This is a genomic window from Chelativorans sp. YIM 93263 (assembly GCF_028767125.1).
Lineage (GTDB): Bacteria > Pseudomonadota > Alphaproteobacteria > Rhizobiales > Rhizobiaceae > Chelativorans.
In genome coordinates this window covers 148,024-166,256 of sequence record NZ_JAKCWP010000009.1, presented here as the reverse complement: position 1 = coordinate 166,256, position 18,233 = coordinate 148,024, and the positions used below count along the sequence as shown (strand labels likewise).

Here is an 18,233-nt window from a genome sequence, read left to right as displayed (position 1 = left end):
GGCCTGAACGGCCAGGCCAATTGGTTGCGGAGGCTTAGGTCCAGCGCCACTCGTTGACATTCCAAGTCTCGATCCGCACGTTCACATTGGGATCAAAACCCTCAAGGCCGGTCTTGTGACCGCGCAAATTGGCGTACTGAAAGATGGGAAGGAACGGCAGATCCTTGCGGACAATCTCCTGAATCTCGTTGTAGACCTCCTTGCGCTTCACTGGCTCAAAGAGGCTTCCGCCCCTTGCCAGAAGCTCATCGATGGTCTCGTTTTCGTATTGCCAGGTGTTCTGACCGGCACCGCCCTTGGCGCTGATCGCAGAGGAATCCAGGTAGTTTGACACGTCTGGGTCTGGTCCAGTCGTGTAGACGATACCAACCATCGCGCTGTCGAACTCCGACATCTGCCAGTATTCTCCCCACATCACAGCCGGTGGCAGGTTGGATATTTCCATCTCGACGCCGATATCCGCATAGCTCTGCTGGATAAATTGTTGCGTTTGCTCTCGAACGCTGTTTCCCGCCGTGGTCGAGTTCTTGAAGGAAAGGCGAACTCCATCCTTCTCGCGGATGCCGTCCGGTCCGGGCTTCCATCCCGCTTCATCAAGGATTTGCCTTGCCTTCTCAAGATTGTACTCCGCGGCGGGCAGGTCATCATTGTGATAAGGGGATTCATGAGGAAGGAAGCTCTCGGTCGGCTCAGGAATGCCATAGTAAATGGCATCTATGATGGTGGCTTTGTCGAGCGCATAGTATAGCGCCTCACGCACGGCCGGATCCTGGAACTGGGGCTTGCCCAGGTTGAAGCTGATGGATTCGATCGTTGCCGCAGGCGTTACTACGATCTCCCGCTCCGGAAGTTGGCTTGCCTGCTCATAACGGTCAGGCTGTATGCCCTGCAGCCCGATAACGTCGATGTCACCGGTCCGGAATTGGGTGTAGAGAACCGTCATGTCCGGAATGTACCGAAAGATGACACGTTCTACATGCGGGCCGTCACCAAAATAGTCATGGTTGGCATCGAGCAGGATGTAGTTGCCGGCTACCCTCTCTCCGAACTTGAACGCACCCGTGCCCACAGGGTTATTCCCGAAATCGGTTTTATTGGGGTCGTCAGCGCCGCCAAGGACATGCTCGGGTACGATGAAAGTCCAGGATAGGATCGAGGCATAGGGCGCAAATGGGGAGGCCATTTCCCAGGTAATCTCGTGGTCGTTCACAATCCTGATGTTCCGGACCAGTTCGTGGCCAGTCCGACGCATGGCGCTGAACATCGGATCCTTTTGAAGCTCGATGGTGAACTTCACGTCTTTCGACGTGAATGGCGTGCCATCATGCCACTTGACACCTTCGCGAAGCTTCACACGCCATTTCAGGCCATCCTCCGAGATCCCGCCATTCTCGACCGTGGGAACTTCCCGCGCCAGGGCCGGCTGAAAATTGCCTTCGGAATCCACGATAAAGAGCGGATCAAAAAGGTTGAAATGAACGCCTTCATCCACCTCGATGTGCGGCATGTGCGGATGAAGAACGGTTGGTTCCTGCGAAAATCCGATGATCACTTGACCGGAGGTTTCCTGAGCAGCAAGCCGCTTGCTGGCAAGCCCGGACATTAGCAGAGTTAAGCCCGCGGCACCCGTCTTCAGGAACTTTCGCCTGTCGAAATCGCCCATTCTTTCGCTCTTGGTGGGATTCATCCTGAATACTCCTCTCTTGTTCCCTATTTGTTATTGTTTTTCCGAAGTTATCCCGATCAATAGCCAGGATCGGGGGCCACTCGGCTTCCGTCCGTAAAGCGCGAAAACCGAAACTCTTTGGGATCAACCCGCGGTGGACGGCCGACAACGAGGTCCGCCATCAGACCGCCAGCCGCCGGGCCGATTCCAAAACCGTGCCCTGAAAACCCCGTCGCGAGATAAAGTCCTGGTGTGGCCGCGACGTCGGATATGACAGGGATCGCGTCTGGTGTCACATCGATGCAGCCGGCCCAGCGCTGTGCCACTGTCGCATCCTTGAGCGCGGGAAAAGCCATGGCGACGTTGGAAATTAGGCGCTTGAGCATACGTGGAGAGGGCTGCGGATCGAAAACGCGCTCTCTTTCAAAGGGGCTCGTTTCGCTCGATTTCCAGGTCCTCGGGCGCATGGCTTCATGAAGGAAGCGTTTGCCCAGCCGAAAGTGAAGTTCCCGGCCCTGCATTTTCAGAGCGCTTAAGTACTTGGCGGCATACTTGAATGAGTTCGGGACAATTTCAACGGTCGTTCCGGAGCCGCGAGAAATCGTGTATCCGCCGTCCTCGCGCTTGCGAATGGAGAACCTGCTTGTCCAAACAGCGTCCTTTGGCCCCCCGTCAATCGGATCTGTGCGAAGCACATGGCTGACAACTCCCAGTGAAGGCAGGTCGATACCCATATTTCCCAGAAAGAGATTCGACCAAGCGCCGCCGGCCAGCACGACAGTCGAGCATTTGATCTGGCCGCGTTCTGTCACCACCCCCGAAACGCGACCGCCTTCGGTTTCAATGGTCCGGACGGCGCATTCGGTGAGAATAAAAGCTCCGCGATCACGAGCCGCTTCGGCGATCGCGGGTGCGGCTCGCTGTGGCTCGGCGCGACCGTCGCCGGGAGTATGCAGAGCACCTGCGCCCTCGAGGCAGCTACGAGGGTTCAGGTTGCGCATCTCCTGCGCGCTGAGCAGTATGCTCTCGATCTGGAAAGGCTCCAGGTGCCTTTTCCACCTACGGTAATTCTCAAAGGTTTTTTCATCGTCGCAGACGAAGGTGATGCCGGTTGTCCGGTATCCGGTCGAACGTCCGGTCCGCTTGTCAAGATTCCGCCAGAGCCGGAGTGACTCTGCCATCAGGGGCACTTCCCGCGGGTCACGTCTGGTGATGCGGACCCAGCCCCAGTTACGGCTCGACTGCTCATGGCCGATACCGCCCTTTTCGCAAACGGCCACCCGATAGCCACTTTCCGCAAGCTCAAGTGCCGTTGAACAGCCGATAATTCCCCCGCCAATCACCAGAACGTCCACCTTTTCCGGCAGGTCTGGATCACTGTGAACAGGAACAGGCGTCGGGCCGGGCATTAAAAGGACTCCTCAAGCTGACAATTGATAGCGAGTTCTGAAACAGATGCGGTATTGGGAAGCTTCAGTGCGAGATGCACCAATTTGGCGACATCTTCCGGCTGCGTCATCTCCTCTGGCGGGAAGTCGGTGATGGCCCGTGCCATTTCCGTATTGACGTAACCGGGACATATCGCAGTGGCCCTGATGCCGTCATCCCATCCGGCTTGCCGGATTCCGTGAGTGAACGCGACCGCAGCATGTTTTGTCATCGCATATGATGATGAGCCGGACGACTTGACGCGCTTGCCGGAAAGCGAGGCAAGGATGACAACCCGTCCGGTTCCGCAAGTCTTGAGGGCATCCCATGCCGCGCTGACGAGTCGCCGAGGTGATTTCACGTTAACCTCGAGCATTTCGTTTAGCGCCTCGTCATCGATCTCGATGATGTTGCGTGGCGTCATAATTCCTGCACAGCAGACGACCGCATCGATGCGGCCGAATCTATCCATGGCCGCGCGAACCCATTCGTTCTCGCTCCCGGAGGTGGCGTCGTAGGATATGACGTGATCCTCCGAGGTCTCCGCTCCCGCCCTTGCGGGATCCCGTATTCCCAGGGATAGCTGCCAGCCGTCGAGCCGCAGGAGGCGCGCAACGGAAAGACCGATCCCTCGTGTCGCACCGGAGATGAGTGCGACACGCCCCGTCATGGTGCGCGGTCCTCCAGGAGTTTCGTGAACAGGTTGCGTGTAATCCGGAGCAGTTCCTCCTGATCTTCCTTGGGAATTCTGGAGAAAAAGTCATCCGATTGCGTTTTCACGATTTTCCTGACCTTCTGGGCCAGATCGTGCCCCGCATCCGTGATGTAGAGCGCGAAAGCCCTTCGCTCACTCGGGGTCTCCTGTTTTGCAATAAGCCCGTGCTGCAGCAAGTGCGTGATGATGCGGCTTACACTTGGGCGATCACGCAGCGTGGCTTTTGCAATCGCGGACGGACGTATCCCCGGATGGGAGTCAATCAGCAAAAGAGCCGTTATCTTCCCTGTGCCTCGCGCGACTTCCAGATTCTCCAAGCGCGCATCGAGATCGGCCGAAAGCGCATAGTTCACCGATCGTACGTAGAAGCTCAACAGGTCTTCCAGGCAATCCAGATCATCGACACCCAGCACCGCCAAGCTCTCGCTTGACTTCGAGGAGGGATCTTTCGGATTGCGTTCGACCGTCATAAAACCATCAAACACCAGAATAATTGCGTTATGCAATAGTTGCGTCATAAAATTTTAATTGCGAAGCTCACATCGTCACGGACCAGCTGATGTTTAGATCCCGGAGTGAACTGCACGGCGGAAGTTCCTCTTGAGATGGCTGAGTGTGACTAAAGCGGATGGAGATAGCCGAATGGCCGCGTGTTCCACGTCACGTGCCGCTCATTACCTCGCAAGACGTACAGACCTCCACATTTGTGTTAATCAATATTTAATAATCCGGTAGCGCGGGAATCGGCAAACCATTAAAATTTCTCTTCACCAGGCCGGGGGAGGAATAGGTGGAACAGCACGGAATCCTGCTCGTGAAACGACAGCCAATCGTTCTCGAGGGACTCATGCGAATTTTTGGCGAAGATGAAACATACAGGCTCGTCCATGCAGATTTGGATACCACAAGGACATTCGATCTTGCGGTGAAACATAGGCCTGAAGTGGTGTTGATGGACTGCGTGGATTGGGATCACGAAATTCGGATGATCTCGAAGATCGTGATCTTCGGCATCAAGGTTCTTGTTTTCCCCACCGTGACCAAGATCGACTACGCGATAAAGGCGATTGAGGCCGGAGCTGGCGGCTATCTCGCTGCTGAATGCACTGGCGACGAGGTCAAGGATGCTGTTGCAAAAGTCGTTTCGGGCGAGACCTTCATTAGCCCCGGCATTGCGGGCAAGGTAATCGTCTCCATGCGACATGCCGAAATTCGGAAAGCTGCCGAACGGCGGGCAAGGCTTAGTACCCGTGAGCGACAAGTTGCCGAACTGCTCTTGAAGGGCGGTACCAACAAGGAAATTGCAAACAAGCTGGGTTTAACGGAAAACACCGTCAAGCATTACATGACAGTCCTTTTGCAAAAGCACAGCGTAAAGAACCGCCTCGAGCTTGCAAACGCATTGCGCCAAGCTGAAGCGGCAGGCAGCGTGAACGATGCTTGGCGGAACTAGCGAAAGGTTTCATTAGAGTGAAGCCTACCTGCGTAATGGGCTTCAGCAGGACAAGCTTGAAAGGGATGGGCTGCTTTCAGGGGGCTGGCCGCCCATCCCTTACCGCTCTCTGAACGCGCGGTTTAGCTGGTCCGAGAGCGGTTTCGCGAGATATGAAATGGCACTTCGTTCTTCGGTGGTGACGTAAACCTCGACGGGCATGCCGGGGAGAAGAGCTTCGCCGCGAAGCTTTTCGAGTTCTTCTTCTGAAACTTGGATATCGCCGAGATAGAATGTCTCACCGGTCGACTGGTCACGAGTGGTGGCAGGAGACACGCGGACCACCTCCCCCTTGAGTTCCGGCGTGGTCCTTTGGTTGAAGGCCGTGAACCGCAGCCTTGCCGCCTGCCCGGACGACACCTGGTCGATGGTAGCTGGACTTAACCTTGCTTCGACCTTCAGCTTCGCATCCTGCGGCACGATCGTCACTAATACCTCCGCAGGGGTGATAACGCCGCCGATCGTGTGGATGTTGAGTTCATTGATCGTCCCGGAAATCGGTGCCCGAATATCAGTGCGCGAGAGGCGATCCTCAAGAGCATACCGCCGTTCATTTAGTTCGGAGATTTCGGCTTCGACCTGACTTAGCTCACGTTGCGCTTCAGTTCGGGCGGTCTCGTCAACTGAAATTATCTGCAGCCGGATTTCGCTCATGCGGGTTCTAGCCCTTGCGATCGCCGCGTCGATCTCGCCGCGCTCACCAGCCAGCCGTGCCTTGTCACGGTCGGAATTGTATATGCGCGTGTTCTCGATCAGCTTCTTGTCAGCGAGTCCCTTGATCTTCTCGTACTCGATTTCCAACAGGGCGATTTCGTCGTCCTTGGAGGCGCGCTGCGCTTCCAGTCCCTTTATTTCCTCGCCGATTTGCTCAGCGCCTAGTTCCAGCTGCTGCTTTTGACTCTCGCGATTTAAGCGGTTCCCTTCGAAGAGTCTGGTTTCGCCGTTCACCAACAAAGTGATATCGGGATGCTGAAGGTAAAGGCTTTCTGGGAACTCAATAGATTCAAGGCCGTCTCGCTCGGCCAGCAGCCTGGCTTTCCTTGCAGCAAGCTCGATCAATTGTGACTTCACAATCGCAAGTTCTGCCTTCGTTTGTGCATCTTCGAGCCTGATCAGTATTTGGCCTTTCTCGACTCCATCTCCTTCACGTATGGCGATCTCGGAGACGATACCGCCGTCTCGGTGCTGGATCGACTTGAGGTTCTGGTCCACCGCCACAGATCCCTGTGCAATGACAGCGCCTTCGAGCTGAGCGGTTGCGGCCCATCCTCCAGCGCCCGCGACGAGCAGAAACCCGAGGGTACAGCCCAAAAACACCCGCGACCTTACCGTGAACGTCCGTTCCTTGCTGTTCTCATGTTTCATTCGCAACCCCCGTACTTTAAGCGCCGATGTCCTAGCTTAAGGTGCCTTCGGAGACTACAAGCTCGCGGTGCCCGTGGACCGAGAGCGAGATTTCGTAGATGTCATCTCCGTTGAGGTCGGCCTCGATCACAGTCCGCTCCATTTCATCATTCCATTCGTGTCTGTAACGTATCGGGATATTGTCGTCGGCGTCATCGCCGTATATTTGCTCGAAACGGTCGTCCAGTTCGTCGAGTACTTCCTCGAATAGGTCGTATTTGGATATCCTGATCAGGTCGCCGACCTTGAAATCGAGAATCGCGTAGTTGGAAGCGTTCGGGGTCTCATGGGGCTGAGAGGGTGGAAATTCGAACGTGTTCTCCCCCTCCCCGCCGACCAGCACAGCGGGCGCGTTTCCGGCGATGAAATAATCGTCCCCTGTTCCCCCGATGGCGGTCTCGAAACCGGAAATGGTGTCCTCCCCGATCTCAACGCCGCACGCAGTGCCGCTGTGCAAATTGACGGTCACACCTTGTTTCGTCGCAGAATAATCCAGCGTGTCGCATCCTTTTCCGCCGTCGAAATGATCGTCGTCTCCATCGGCTGCAGCCATAAAGCGATCGTTGTCGGCCCCGCCCAGAACCGTGTCCTCACCCTCTCCATCGTAGAGCACGTCATCACCGGACGATCCATCGATCAGGTCGTCCCCCTGGTTGCCGTACAGGGTGTCGCTGCCCTCGTTTCCCGTTAACTCGTCACTGCCGCTGCCGCCATATGCCGCTTCGAAGGACGCAACTTTGTCATTACCTATCTCGATGCCAACGGCGGTTTTTTTCGCGAGGTCTACTGCTACGCCTTCAACGGTCTCGGAATAGTCGATCGCATCGCAACCCTCTCCGCCGTGATAAAGGTCATTCTCGCCGTCGAGGCTCGCGACCACCGCATCGTTGCCCGTTCCGGCGTAGACAACATCCTCTCCCGTACCGTCCATAATGGAATCGTCCCCCGAGCCGCCGTCCACGACGTCGTTGCCGGAGCCACCTTCCAGGATGTCCTCGCCTTCATCGCCGGAGATAGTGTCATTTCCGGAATTCCCTGCAACGATGTCGTTCCCCGCGCCTCCAGACATCAGATCGTCGCCGTGCCCCCCACTCAGGCGATCGTTCCCATCGTTACCGAAAACGATATCATCACCGTCTTCTCCGAAGAGGCGGTCATTGCCCGCTCCTCCGGCTATATGATCGCTGCCTTGACCGCCGAAGATTATGTCGTCGCCATTGCCGCCGAATACGATGTCGTTTCCGGCTCCCGCGACGATATGATCATGTCCATCCCCGCCGACGACAACATCGTTGCCCCAGCGGCCGTCAATGTTGTCGTCGCCGCTACCACCATCGATTTCGTCGGCACACATGCTGCCCAGGAGCGCGTCATCTCCGGAACTTCCTTCGAGGCGTGACTTCACGACCGAAAAATGCGCAGTCTGTGATACTGAGGCTCCACCGTCAGTGACATCGTAAAAGATCGTGACGGGACCGAGCATCTGTGGCCCACTCTGGAAAACCCAGCCTTCATCCGTCTGTGTAATCGAACCCGATGAGACCGTAAGGTTCTGCACCGCGAGCGCGTCTCCGTCAGGATCCGTTGCGTTCTGCAAGAGTTCTGAGAGACCGATAGCGAGAATGGCGCAGCCTGACACATCCGTGAGGTAGACAGGACCTGCAACTCTCGGGGCACGGTTGCTCGTTTGGGAGGCCCCGCCGCAGTTACCGTCGTTGCTGTCGCGGTCCGTCGCGGATTTATTGTCCTCATCGGCTTCATCGTCTTTTCCGTCATCAATGTCGTCGTCCGTTTGGCTGTCATTGCCATCGGTTTCGCCGTCAACTTCTTTTTCGACGACTACGGCACCGGGCACAACCGGATCGAACGCTTGGCGGCTGACAGAATTATCGTTTGCGGCCAAGTAAGCCCGATTCTCGACACCGAGCGATTGAAAGTCATCCCAACTCAATTCGGGACTATAAAAATCTCCCAGATCCAGCGTCTCGACCTGCGTGAAATCCATTGGTGGCGTAACCTCGAGCAGCCTTCCTCCCGAACCTTCGGGCCCCGTCGGCTCCTCTGCGGTACCTGTGGGATTCTGGTTCAACAATTCCGGTGGTAGCTCTTGGAAGTTTAGCGGATCGGCTTCCGCGACCAGTTCGTTCTCTTCCGATCCGGCCGCTTCTTCTCCCTCCTCCTCTGCACTGCCGGGAAAGAGCGATTTGAGGTAAAGGGCAAGGCCCGTGATAGAAATGGCCAGAATGGCGGGTGTCTTCGATTTCTTGCTCGCGTTCTTAAAGAAATAGCGCTGGGCAGCGTTGGATTCCGCTTCTTGCGTTCTCGTTCCTTTGATTTCGATCATGCCATCACCCGAGCGGCCATGGGCCGCGCCTCTTGACGGGTCTTAAGCTCCGCGGCCGGAGCTTCCCGCGCTTTTGCGTTGCCCATTATCTCTTCCTTGGGACCGAAGGCTGTCATTCTGCCGTTCTGGACGACAGCTACTAAGTCCACGGCAGCCAGTGCGCTTGGGCGGTGGGCGATCACCACGACGATGCCGCCGCGACTCTTCACGTCTTCGATTGCTGCGGTGAGCGCCCGCTCCCCCTCTCCATCGAGATTTGAATTCGGCTCGTCGAGCACCACGACGAACGGATTGCCGAATAGGGCGCGAGCCAGACCGATGCGCTGCCGCTGCCCCCCTGAGAGCGAGACGCCGAGCGGTCCCAGCTCCGTGCGATATCCTTCCGGCATCCGTACAATCATTTCATGGACACCCGCCGCCATTGCCGCTTCGACAATGGCGCGGGCATCGGGTCCTTCGTGGAGTCGCGAGATGTTCTCCTCGACCGTCGCGTCGAGCAGCGCCACCTCCTGTGGAAGGTATCCGACATACTGTCCGAGAGCCTCATCATCCCACTGTGAAAGCTCTGCATCATCAAGCCTCACGCTCCCGCGCAAGACAGGCCAGATGCCGGTCAGGGCACGAACTAGCGTCGTTTTGCCACCGCCGCTGGGGCCGATAATGCCGAGAGCCTGTCCAGCTTTCATCTCGAAGCTTACATCGCTCAGCAGGACTCGGCCGGAACCGGGAGCAGCGACTGTTATGGTCTCCACTTTCAGGGACTTTTTTGGTTCCGGCAGCGGCATTGGGACTTCATTGTCCGCTAGAGCCATCGCCGTTTCCTTGAGGCGTCCAAAGGCGGTCCGCGCCGATACGACGTTCTTCCAGTTGCCGATGGCGAGATCAATGGGAGCTAGCGCGCGGGCGGATGCTACCGAGGCTGCTATAATTGCGCCCGCGCTCAATTCTCCCTGAATGGTGAGAAACGCTCCCAGCCCGAGAACGGCTGACTGCAGGATCATGCGCAGTACGCGGGAGAATGCGCCGAACGTGCCGCTGATGTCGTTGGTTCGGGTCTGCAGCTCCAGATGTTCTTCGTTGGCCCGCCGGAACCGCAATATGGCCCTGCCGGCAAATCCCATCGCTTTCAGGACATCGGCGTTGCGTGTGTTGGAATCTGCAATCGCATTGCGGGTGACCGCGGCCTGGTGGGTGGCGTAGCTCAACCTCCGTGTCAGCAATTCAGCCACGATCGTAAGCATGGTCAGGACGAATGCCCCTCCGATCGTGAGGGCACCTAGCCACGGGTGGAGCATGTAGACGAAAGCGAGGAAGAGTGGCATCCAGGGAAGGTCGAAAAGCGCCATCGGTCCTTGGCTGCCGAGAAAGCCGCGTACCGTATCGACGTCGCGGCCCCGCTCGAGCGCCTCCGCGGTCGAAAAGCCGAAACGCGGCATATCTATCGCCACCTCATGCGCCAGCGGTGCTACTTTCCTGTCCAGGCGCGCTCCAATGCGCACGAGTATCTGCGAACGGATGGCGTCGAAGAGACCCTGGAAAAAGTAGAGGCCTATGGCCAAAACCGAGATGGCTAAAAGCGTCGGTACGCTTCCGCTGGTGAGGGCGCGATCATAGATCTGAAGCATGTAGAACGCGCCCGTAAGCGCGAGAATGTTGATGATCCCTGACATCCCGAACAGAAAGCCGAAGATGCCCCTGAAGCCTTTTGTGAGGCTCTCTGCACTCCTGCGCTTTGAAGCCGTCATTGTTTCCTTGGAACGCATCGCCAGTCCCCCCGGAATTGCTGCCGTCACGCCGGGGCAGGTCTTTGCCTGCCCCGGGATCGTCGCGCTAGAGGTTGAAGTCGCTGCCGGTCAGGTTGTGCGATCCCTTGATGCTGACCTTAAAGTCAGCTTCGGAGCCGCCCGAAGTGTTTCCCTGGACGATTGTGAAATCCTCGCCGTCCCGTGTTTCGTGAGAGACAAGGAGTTCTCCACGAGACCCCGTGAATGCATCGGAAACTAGGGTGAACGACTGGTTGCCGGAGGCGCATTCGTTTGCGTCGATACCGCTGAGGTCGATCCTGTCGCCGGGCTGGAAACCCATGACAGTATCCCCGTCCGCATCGGCGGCCGAGAGGAAGCGGAAGGTGTCGTCGCCCTCCCCTCCGTCGATGACGTTTACAGGACTGCCCGCGGTGATCGTGTCGTCGCCCGATCCGGCCACGATGTTCTCGATGCCCCAGATCGTATCATTCCCGGTCTGGGCACTGGAGGCGCTGCCGCGTCCCATGAACCCGGTGCCGAGATCGGCAGTGATGTTGGCGTTGATTGCCGACATGTCGAGCGTGTCGGTGCCCGATCCCCCAACCATGTCGTCGCCATAGTAGGTATCGTCGCCGTCATCCCTTTCCGCCACGATCAAGTCGTCGCCATTGCCTCCGAAGACGGTATCTCCGCCTGCCCCGGCATTGATGAAATCGTCGCCGTTTTCACCAAGGATGCGGTCGTTACCGCCGTCGCCGTAAAGCATGTCGGCTCCGCTGCCGCCAAGGAGGTCATCATTGCCCTCCTTCCCGAAGACGACATCCCTTCCCCCGAGGGCCATGAAAGTGTTGTTTCCCTCGGTACCCACCAAGGCATCCGCATTCCCGGTGCCAACAATGGCGGCCGTCGGGGGAGCCGTGGGCGTTACTGTACCCTGGTCTTCGCCGTTATCGCATGATTGCTGATCACCTTCACCACCGTTATCATCGTCATGATCCTCACTGCCATTATCATCGTGATCATCTTCGGGACCGTCATCATTGTCGTTCCCTGCATGGTGACTGTCATCACCATCCATCGTCTCATTGAAGGTCGGCGTGCCGAAGTAGGTGACCGAATGTCCATCCGACACGATCGTCGTTGAACCGTCCCCGTTATCGGTAAACTCATAGTCTTCGACAGAATTCCCTTCACCGAGCACGACGACATCCTGGGGACGAAGTTCACCAATGATCGTGTCGGACCCTCCACCCGACTTGAACACGATGCGGTGTGCCGAAAGCAAAGACGTGATGTCGACTGTATCGTTGCCACCGGAACCTTCTACCGTGATGGTGCTGGTCGAGAGGCTCGTGGGAGCGAAGTCACCGTGCGGTACAAAGGTGTCCCCACCTCCCTTTCCGTTGATGACGATCTCTTCGACGTTGTCGAGTTCCGCGATGACGGCGGCATTGTCGATCCCGTTCCGGGTAACGACAATCTCGGTATCGAGCGAAAGCTGGTTTCCGTCATTGCCTTCGTCGATCCAGGCGTCTCGTGTCCAGATGTGATACGTTTCGGCAGAGGCATCGCCCGAAATATTGATTGTGTCGATGCCGTTGCCGCCGTCGATCACGTCGCGTCCGTCACGGGAGCTCCATAGAACGGTATCGTTGCTGTTTCCGCCGCTGACGGTGTCATTTCCGTCGCCGCCCACGATGAGGTCAGGGCCGCCCCCTCCATTGAGTGTGTCGTCTCCGCCCATTCCGAGGACTGCCTGCGCACCGTTGGCCCCATTGGTCCCGTTCAGCGCATCGTCACCCGCATCCGTGCCGCTGACGATTGTATAAACTTGGCCTTCGAACTCCAGCCGCTCGACCGCATCCAAGATATCAAAGCCCTCAGCTCCGGTCGTGTTGGTCACCACGATACTGTTCCCGTCGAGGCCAAAGTCGTAGTTGCCGACCGGTCCGGCATACAAGGCAGTGTCCACCCCATTGCCACCATTGAGCTCGTCGTTCCCAGCGCCGCCGATCAGGATGTCGTTGCCATTTCGACCTTCGAGAATGTCATCACCTGCTCCGCCGTCCAGTGTATTTCCGGCATTCGTACCCGTGATGACGTTGTCGAGATCGTTGCCTGTGCCCGATAGCAGGCTGCCGACGAGCGTCAAGTTCTCCACTTCATCGGCAAGCGTATGGTCGATGCTTGCTTGCACTGTATCGGCAGTTCCACCCCCGGGAGCTTCCGCGATAACATCGCCTTCGTCATTCACGACGTAGGTGTCGCTCCCAGTTCCTCCGAGCATCAGGTCTGCTCCGGCTCCACCGTCAAGCCTGTCGCCCCCGCTGCCCCCCAGCAGGATATCGCTCCCTTCGCCGCCTTCGAGCCTGTCAATGACACCATTCTCGCCCACGATGAAGTCGTTGTCTCCGGACCCAGTGCGAACATTGTCGCCCGGGTCCGCCTTGCTGACGAAATAATCTTCATTGCCGAGTTCGTACCCAGCCAATGTTGCGCCGTTGAAGTTAATGCGCTCGATGCCAGTTTCCGAATTGGTCCCCTCGAAGTGGCCTTCCACGGTTATCTGCTGCCCATCGATCTCGACCACCAAATCTCCGCTGTCGGATCCGATATCGTCATCATAGGCATTGAGGGAGCCGAGTTGCCCACCGTCCGCCTCAATGACGATCCTATCTGCAACGCCGCCATCCGGTGCTTCGCCCACGATATCCGATCCGTCTGCAGTGCCGAAGATGTAGGTGTCGTCACCAGCGCCGCCGTTCATCGTGTCGGAACCTGCACCACCGACCAAGCGGTCGTCACCGTTTCCGCCGTTCATCGTGTCGTCTCCGCTTCCACCGATGAGGACATCGTCACCGCCGTGGCCGTTGATGACATCATCCCCGCCCATGCCGAGCATGATGTCATCGTTACCCGTCCCTTCGAGCGTCTCGCCAGCTTCGCTCCCGGTCGTCACATCGACCACACCATCCCCGAATTCGAGTTGCTCAATATTGGACAAGATGTCACTGCCGTCAGACGTCCGGTTTTTCCCGGTTATGGGATCGAATGCCTGCTCTGTCTGCTCCACATGCTCGACAACGAGCCGTCCATCACTGGTGCCGTTAAAAGAGTAGTTTTCGCGTACGTCCCAGTAGTAGGCCGTATCGGTACCGCGGCTGTCGTGAAGAATTTCTCGCACGATGTGGAGCTGGCCCGGATTGTAGATCCTTTCGAGCATCAATGCAGTCAACGGCTTTCCGTCGTGAAGCTGTTGGCCGCCCGCTCCCCGTACTTCGGCATCCATGCCTTCGGCCGTGGCGATCTCCACGCCGTTTGCATCCCGTATGGAGATGCGGACGTTGAGCCACGCATCCCCGTCGATGACGTCGTCACCGCCGCGGCCCTCGAAGAAGTCGCTGCCGCCGCCGCCGAGCAGTATGTTGCCGCCAACAAAAGCCAGTTTGCTGTCGCCTGAACCATCGGCCCAGTAGTCGACCTCGCGTAGCATGTCGGACGTGACTATCTGATCGAGTCCGGCGATGCGCGCGATGCCTGACTCATCGAGTTCATTATGGACGAAATTGCCCTCCGGCGTCGGATCGTAGAAATCCGGCCCAGGCCTCTCAATAACCTCCACCGTTTCCGTGGGCGGTGTGACAGTTCCGGGCGTGTCAGTGCCGGGATCCACGTCATCGCCGTCGAGATCTTCCTCTTCGGGATCCTCTACTTCCTCATCCTCGATTTCGATCTCGAGATCAAGTTCGAAACTGTCGTCAAACACGCGGTCGTCTCCGCGCAGCACATCGTCGTTCTCCCAGCCGGATAAGGCCTCGACTTGGCTGAAGCGGTCGCGCAGCACCTCCAGCGGCAAGTTGGGGAACATCGGGAAGTTCATGTCGGCATCGCCGGCGACTTGCTGGCCCTTGTAGATGACCCAATCGTGCCCCCACATGCCGATGTTCTTCTGAATGCCCTCGCCCGCGACCATGATGTCATCGCCCGAGTCGGCATCGTAGTCGGTATCGCCCTGCCCCCCATTGATCACGTCATGGCCGATTATGGTTGAGTTGAAGAACAGCTCACCATTGTCGCCTGCAATGTATTCAAAACGCCCGTGACCCTCGACCCAGTCATTACCTTCGTTGCCGAAGAGCACGTCCGGCCCGTCGCCGCCCATCACGAAATCGTCTCCGGTTCCGGCACGCACTTCCGAGCCATCCGGGCCGGTCATCAGGAAGTCCTTGCCTTCGCCGCCGAAAATGAGCGCAAGTCCACTGCCGCCATGTATGACGTCATCCCCGGCGTCCCCCTTGAGCATGTCCACTTCGCCGATGTCGGTTCCGGAATTTGTGATGATGTCGTCGCCGTCACCGCCATTGATCAGATCCACGCCGTACCCTGCCTCGATCCGGTCAGCCCCGTCGCCGCCCCAGACGGTGTCGTCGCCATCGCCTGCTACGATCGTGTCGTCATTGTCAGTTCCCTGGACGACAATATGGTCGGCTCCGTTGTAGCGGATGTATTCAGCAATGCCGTCATCGTCGGCATCGCGGCGCTCAACGAGACTTGAATAGCCCTCGAGCACGGGATCATCATGTACGGGGTCTTCCTCGCCCGTCAGCTGAAGCTGCTTGTCATAATCCATATACAAGGCGTGGTCCGCCGCGGCGAAGATGTCGGCCGGGATAGCGAAGCCGGACTCGCCAAGATCGGTGTTGCGCAGCGCCATCTTTGCCAGCGAGTTGTTCTCCAGCTCAGTAAGCAGGTTGAGGCCCTGGACACGGGAAAGATAATAGAACCTGTCGGAATCCTGCAGGCTTTCCATCTGCATCTCGAAGATGAACGAGAACGTCGACCCGAGCATGCCGCCGAAGGACATCTTCTTCTCGGCAAGACCGCCGACCCACAGGTCGATTTCGTCGACACCCGTTTCGGAAGCTGAAGCATTGAGCCAGTCAATACGTGCCTGCTTTTCCGAGGCGGTTTCTCCTGCCGCACCCATGACCAAGTCCCAGGCGGCTTCACGCTTCGCCGCGGCTGTGGAGGCTTCTGCAATGGACGCATGTGTGCCGTAAGCGGCGATGAAGTTGACGAGAGACAGCGGATTCTTGAGGTTGAGACCAAAGTCCGACCAGCTTTCATACGGCTTCAACTGACTGTCGCCGCCAGCCATCTCCATGAACGCTGCCCGTGCCTCGTTGAGCGTCGGTGTACCTGTGTCGCGGCCGCGGGCGATGTTGATCGCCGCGAGATCGAGCGGGATTCCCAGAAGCTGGTTACGAAGTGTGTTGGTGACGAATTCGTCGATCTCGTTACCGACCTGCCCGGTCATTCCACGGATGATCGCGCCAGTTGCCTCGTAATGGTCGACGCTCTCAGACCCGAACGCCAGCGGATTAAGGAAGGCGTCGAAAAGATCAATATCCTCACGGGTGCCGTCCGCATTTATACGGTCGACGGTCTCGTTGAGCATTGAATGTCCGAAGCGATACACAACATTCGCGAATTCCGCGAAGATAGTCGGATCAAGTTCCGCGTCAGGCTGGACAATGAACACGTCCACGTCCGGCTGTACCTTGCGCGCAAATTCCTCAAAGACCAGATGCTGATACTGCATTTCCGTTGCGAAGCGGGCCGCCTGGAAAACGCGCTCACCGTCCCACACCAGAGCCTCGGTTTCCGCCGCGGTCGCCGGAAAGTCCGCCACTGGATCGAGTAGCCACTCGTTGAGGAATTCCAGATCCCCGGATTCGAGCACGACCTGCTTCGTATGATCAACCAGTCGGTTATGTTCCGAATGGAAAATGTGATGGACGGCTGACAATCCTATGTTCTCGTTGCCGCGCCCGTCGCCAGTGATGTAATGCGCGTCAAGTAGGGCCGCATCGTACTCCGTGTTCTGGCCCATGACGGATTCGATTGTGCCGTCAGTATCCGGGACAAGCTCGCCGTCGGTGTTGGTGACTGGTACCGCGTTATGCGCAATATCGTCGAGGAACGCGCTCCCGGTTCTTGCGGCTCCTACTGCTGAGGGATCGACAGGATTGTCGAGGTCGCCCTCCATCAGCAGAGGGTGCCCGTCGCCGTCGAATCCAACCACAAGCTGAGGAAGGCCGTTTGAACCGCGTATGAATTCGCCATACGGGTCGACGGCAATGACGGGCACGTTCCCGACGTCCTTATCTGTAAGCTCGATTCCCAGCAGCGTCCGTGCCTGTTCCTTCACATCCGCCCACGTGGCGAGGCCACGCTCACCGTCGAGGAGACGCCCTGTCGCGACAGGAACGCCATCGACCACGTGGTATTCGCGCAAGAATACCTGATGCGAGGGCTTCGAGGTGTAGGTCTGGTTCTGATCGACCCAAGGCGTTGTGACGTTTGCCGCCTCATCACCCGGCGTCGCGCGCGTCATCACCATAAAGTTGGTGTGCGGGGCGTCGGGGTTGTAGAGCGGATCATCCGGTGACAGTGGCATATATACGGTACCGTTGCCGCCTTTGGCCACAAGGTCGAGCCCATGGTCGAAGAATTGACCAAACAGCGTGAAGAAGGAGTTGTAGGAGGCCGAAATCCCGTCGTCGGGTGCTACGTTCGGGAGCATGACGGTGGGACCGTCCATTTCGATACCGTATTGCTCCAGGAGATTATCCAAATCCGCTTGTGCGATCACGTTGGCGGGCGAGCCTTCTTCCGTACCCTCCACGAGGGTATGGGCATCGCGGATTTGGCCGAGGGCGTTCATGATCTCGCTGCTGGTAGCCACCCCCCCATGTTGCAGCGCGGCGTAAATGACCGCTGGATTGCCCAAGGTTTGGTCCACTACGAGATTGGAGATCAGGCGTGGTTCTGCGTCTACAACGTCATTCGGCTGCCCGTAGTCATTGTTGGTGGGGTAGCCCGGAGGCAGTGATCCGCTTCCCTCGATGTAGTTCGGGTCAACGATTGGTTTGAACTGCTCGCCCGACGCGCCCCACTGCTCGCGCCCGATTCCGAAATTATTATAGCTTCCGTCGACCGTGCGGAGACCGTAGGGAAGCAGTGCACTGTCCACCAGTTCATCAAGCGGCGTCCCCGCTGAGTGCTGTTCTGCGATTTTGACCTGTTTCAGAATGAATTCCAGGTCGTGTTTGACCAGCTTTACCATGGTGCTTTCCCCACTTCTTTCGCGCCCCATTTTTTAGGGCAGATCCATCGTCGCGACCCGGTATTCGGAGGTAGCGGCGCAAACTCGGTGAAATGATGCAAAAAGCAGGGCGGGTCCGTAATGCCCGTTAGTGTAACGAAATGAGGGCACGGACGAATGAACGTCTCCGGGCCATGGTTCAGGGTGGCTCCTGGTCCTTAGCCGGGGATGCTGTCTGGACCAAAGTCCAGATCTGAATCAGACCTTTCGCCGTGTTATAAGAACTGTATTTCATTTATATACGTCCTGCTGAGCCCTCAGGGGGAGGATG

General features: G+C 57.6%; 9 protein-coding genes. 1 reads left to right on the top strand and 8 read right to left on the bottom strand.

Annotation, left to right across the window (positions count from 1 at the left end):
- Positions 1 to 34: 34 nt before the first annotated feature.
- The 4 genes from LY631_RS17575 to LY631_RS17560 are packed head-to-tail and all read right to left on the bottom strand — an operon-like array spanning position 35 to position 4,279.
- Complete coding sequence (locus LY631_RS17575) at positions 35 to 1,687, bottom strand: peptide ABC transporter substrate-binding protein (RefSeq protein WP_274426891.1); 1,653 nt, start codon at positions 1,685 to 1,687, stop codon at positions 35 to 37.
- 56 nt (positions 1,688 to 1,743) lie between these two features.
- Positions 1,744 to 3,075 carry an NAD(P)/FAD-dependent oxidoreductase gene (locus tag LY631_RS17570; RefSeq protein WP_274426890.1) on the bottom strand — a complete coding sequence of 444 codons (1,332 nt, stop codon included), beginning with the start codon at positions 3,073 to 3,075 and terminating at the stop codon, positions 1,744 to 1,746.
- A complete protein-coding gene (locus LY631_RS17565; RefSeq protein ID WP_274426889.1) occupies positions 3,075 to 3,764 on the bottom strand; it encodes an SDR family NAD(P)-dependent oxidoreductase in 690 nt (229 codons plus the stop codon). The genes LY631_RS17570 and LY631_RS17565 overlap by 1 nt, the downstream gene beginning before the upstream one ends.
- On the bottom strand, positions 3,761 to 4,279 hold the full coding sequence (locus tag LY631_RS17560) for a MarR family winged helix-turn-helix transcriptional regulator (protein ID WP_274426888.1): 519 nt from the start codon (positions 4,277 to 4,279) through the stop codon (positions 3,761 to 3,763). The genes LY631_RS17565 and LY631_RS17560 overlap by 4 nt, the downstream gene beginning before the upstream one ends.
- A 320-nt stretch (positions 4,280 to 4,599) precedes the next feature.
- Here LY631_RS17560 and LY631_RS17555 point away from each other — a divergent pair, with 320 nt between their 5' ends.
- Positions 4,600 to 5,262 (top strand): response regulator transcription factor, encoded by a 663-nt coding sequence (locus tag LY631_RS17555; protein ID WP_274426887.1) that lies wholly within the window; start codon positions 4,600 to 4,602, stop codon positions 5,260 to 5,262.
- 99 nt (positions 5,263 to 5,361) lie between these two features.
- On the opposite strand, the gene LY631_RS17550 is transcribed toward LY631_RS17555, so the two are convergent.
- The 4 genes from LY631_RS17550 to LY631_RS17535 all read right to left on the bottom strand — a co-directional run bounded on the left by LY631_RS17550 (position 5,362) and on the right by LY631_RS17535 (position 17,923).
- A complete protein-coding gene (locus LY631_RS17550) occupies positions 5,362 to 6,666 on the bottom strand; it encodes an HlyD family type I secretion periplasmic adaptor subunit (protein ID WP_274426886.1) in 1,305 nt (434 codons plus the stop codon).
- Between the two features lie 31 nt (positions 6,667 to 6,697).
- Entirely contained in the window at positions 6,698 to 9,049 is a 2,352-nt protein-coding gene (locus LY631_RS17545; RefSeq protein WP_274426885.1) for a calcium-binding protein, read from the bottom strand.
- Positions 9,046 to 10,812, bottom strand: coding sequence for a type I secretion system permease/ATPase (locus LY631_RS17540; RefSeq protein WP_274426884.1), 1,767 nt, complete (start codon positions 10,810 to 10,812; stop codon positions 9,046 to 9,048). Before LY631_RS17540 ends, LY631_RS17545 begins: the two co-directional genes overlap by 4 nt.
- Before the next feature lie 67 nt (positions 10,813 to 10,879).
- Entirely contained in the window at positions 10,880 to 17,923 is a 7,044-nt protein-coding gene (locus LY631_RS17535) for a peroxidase family protein (RefSeq protein ID WP_274426883.1), read from the bottom strand.
- Positions 17,924 to 18,233 lie beyond the last annotated feature (310 nt).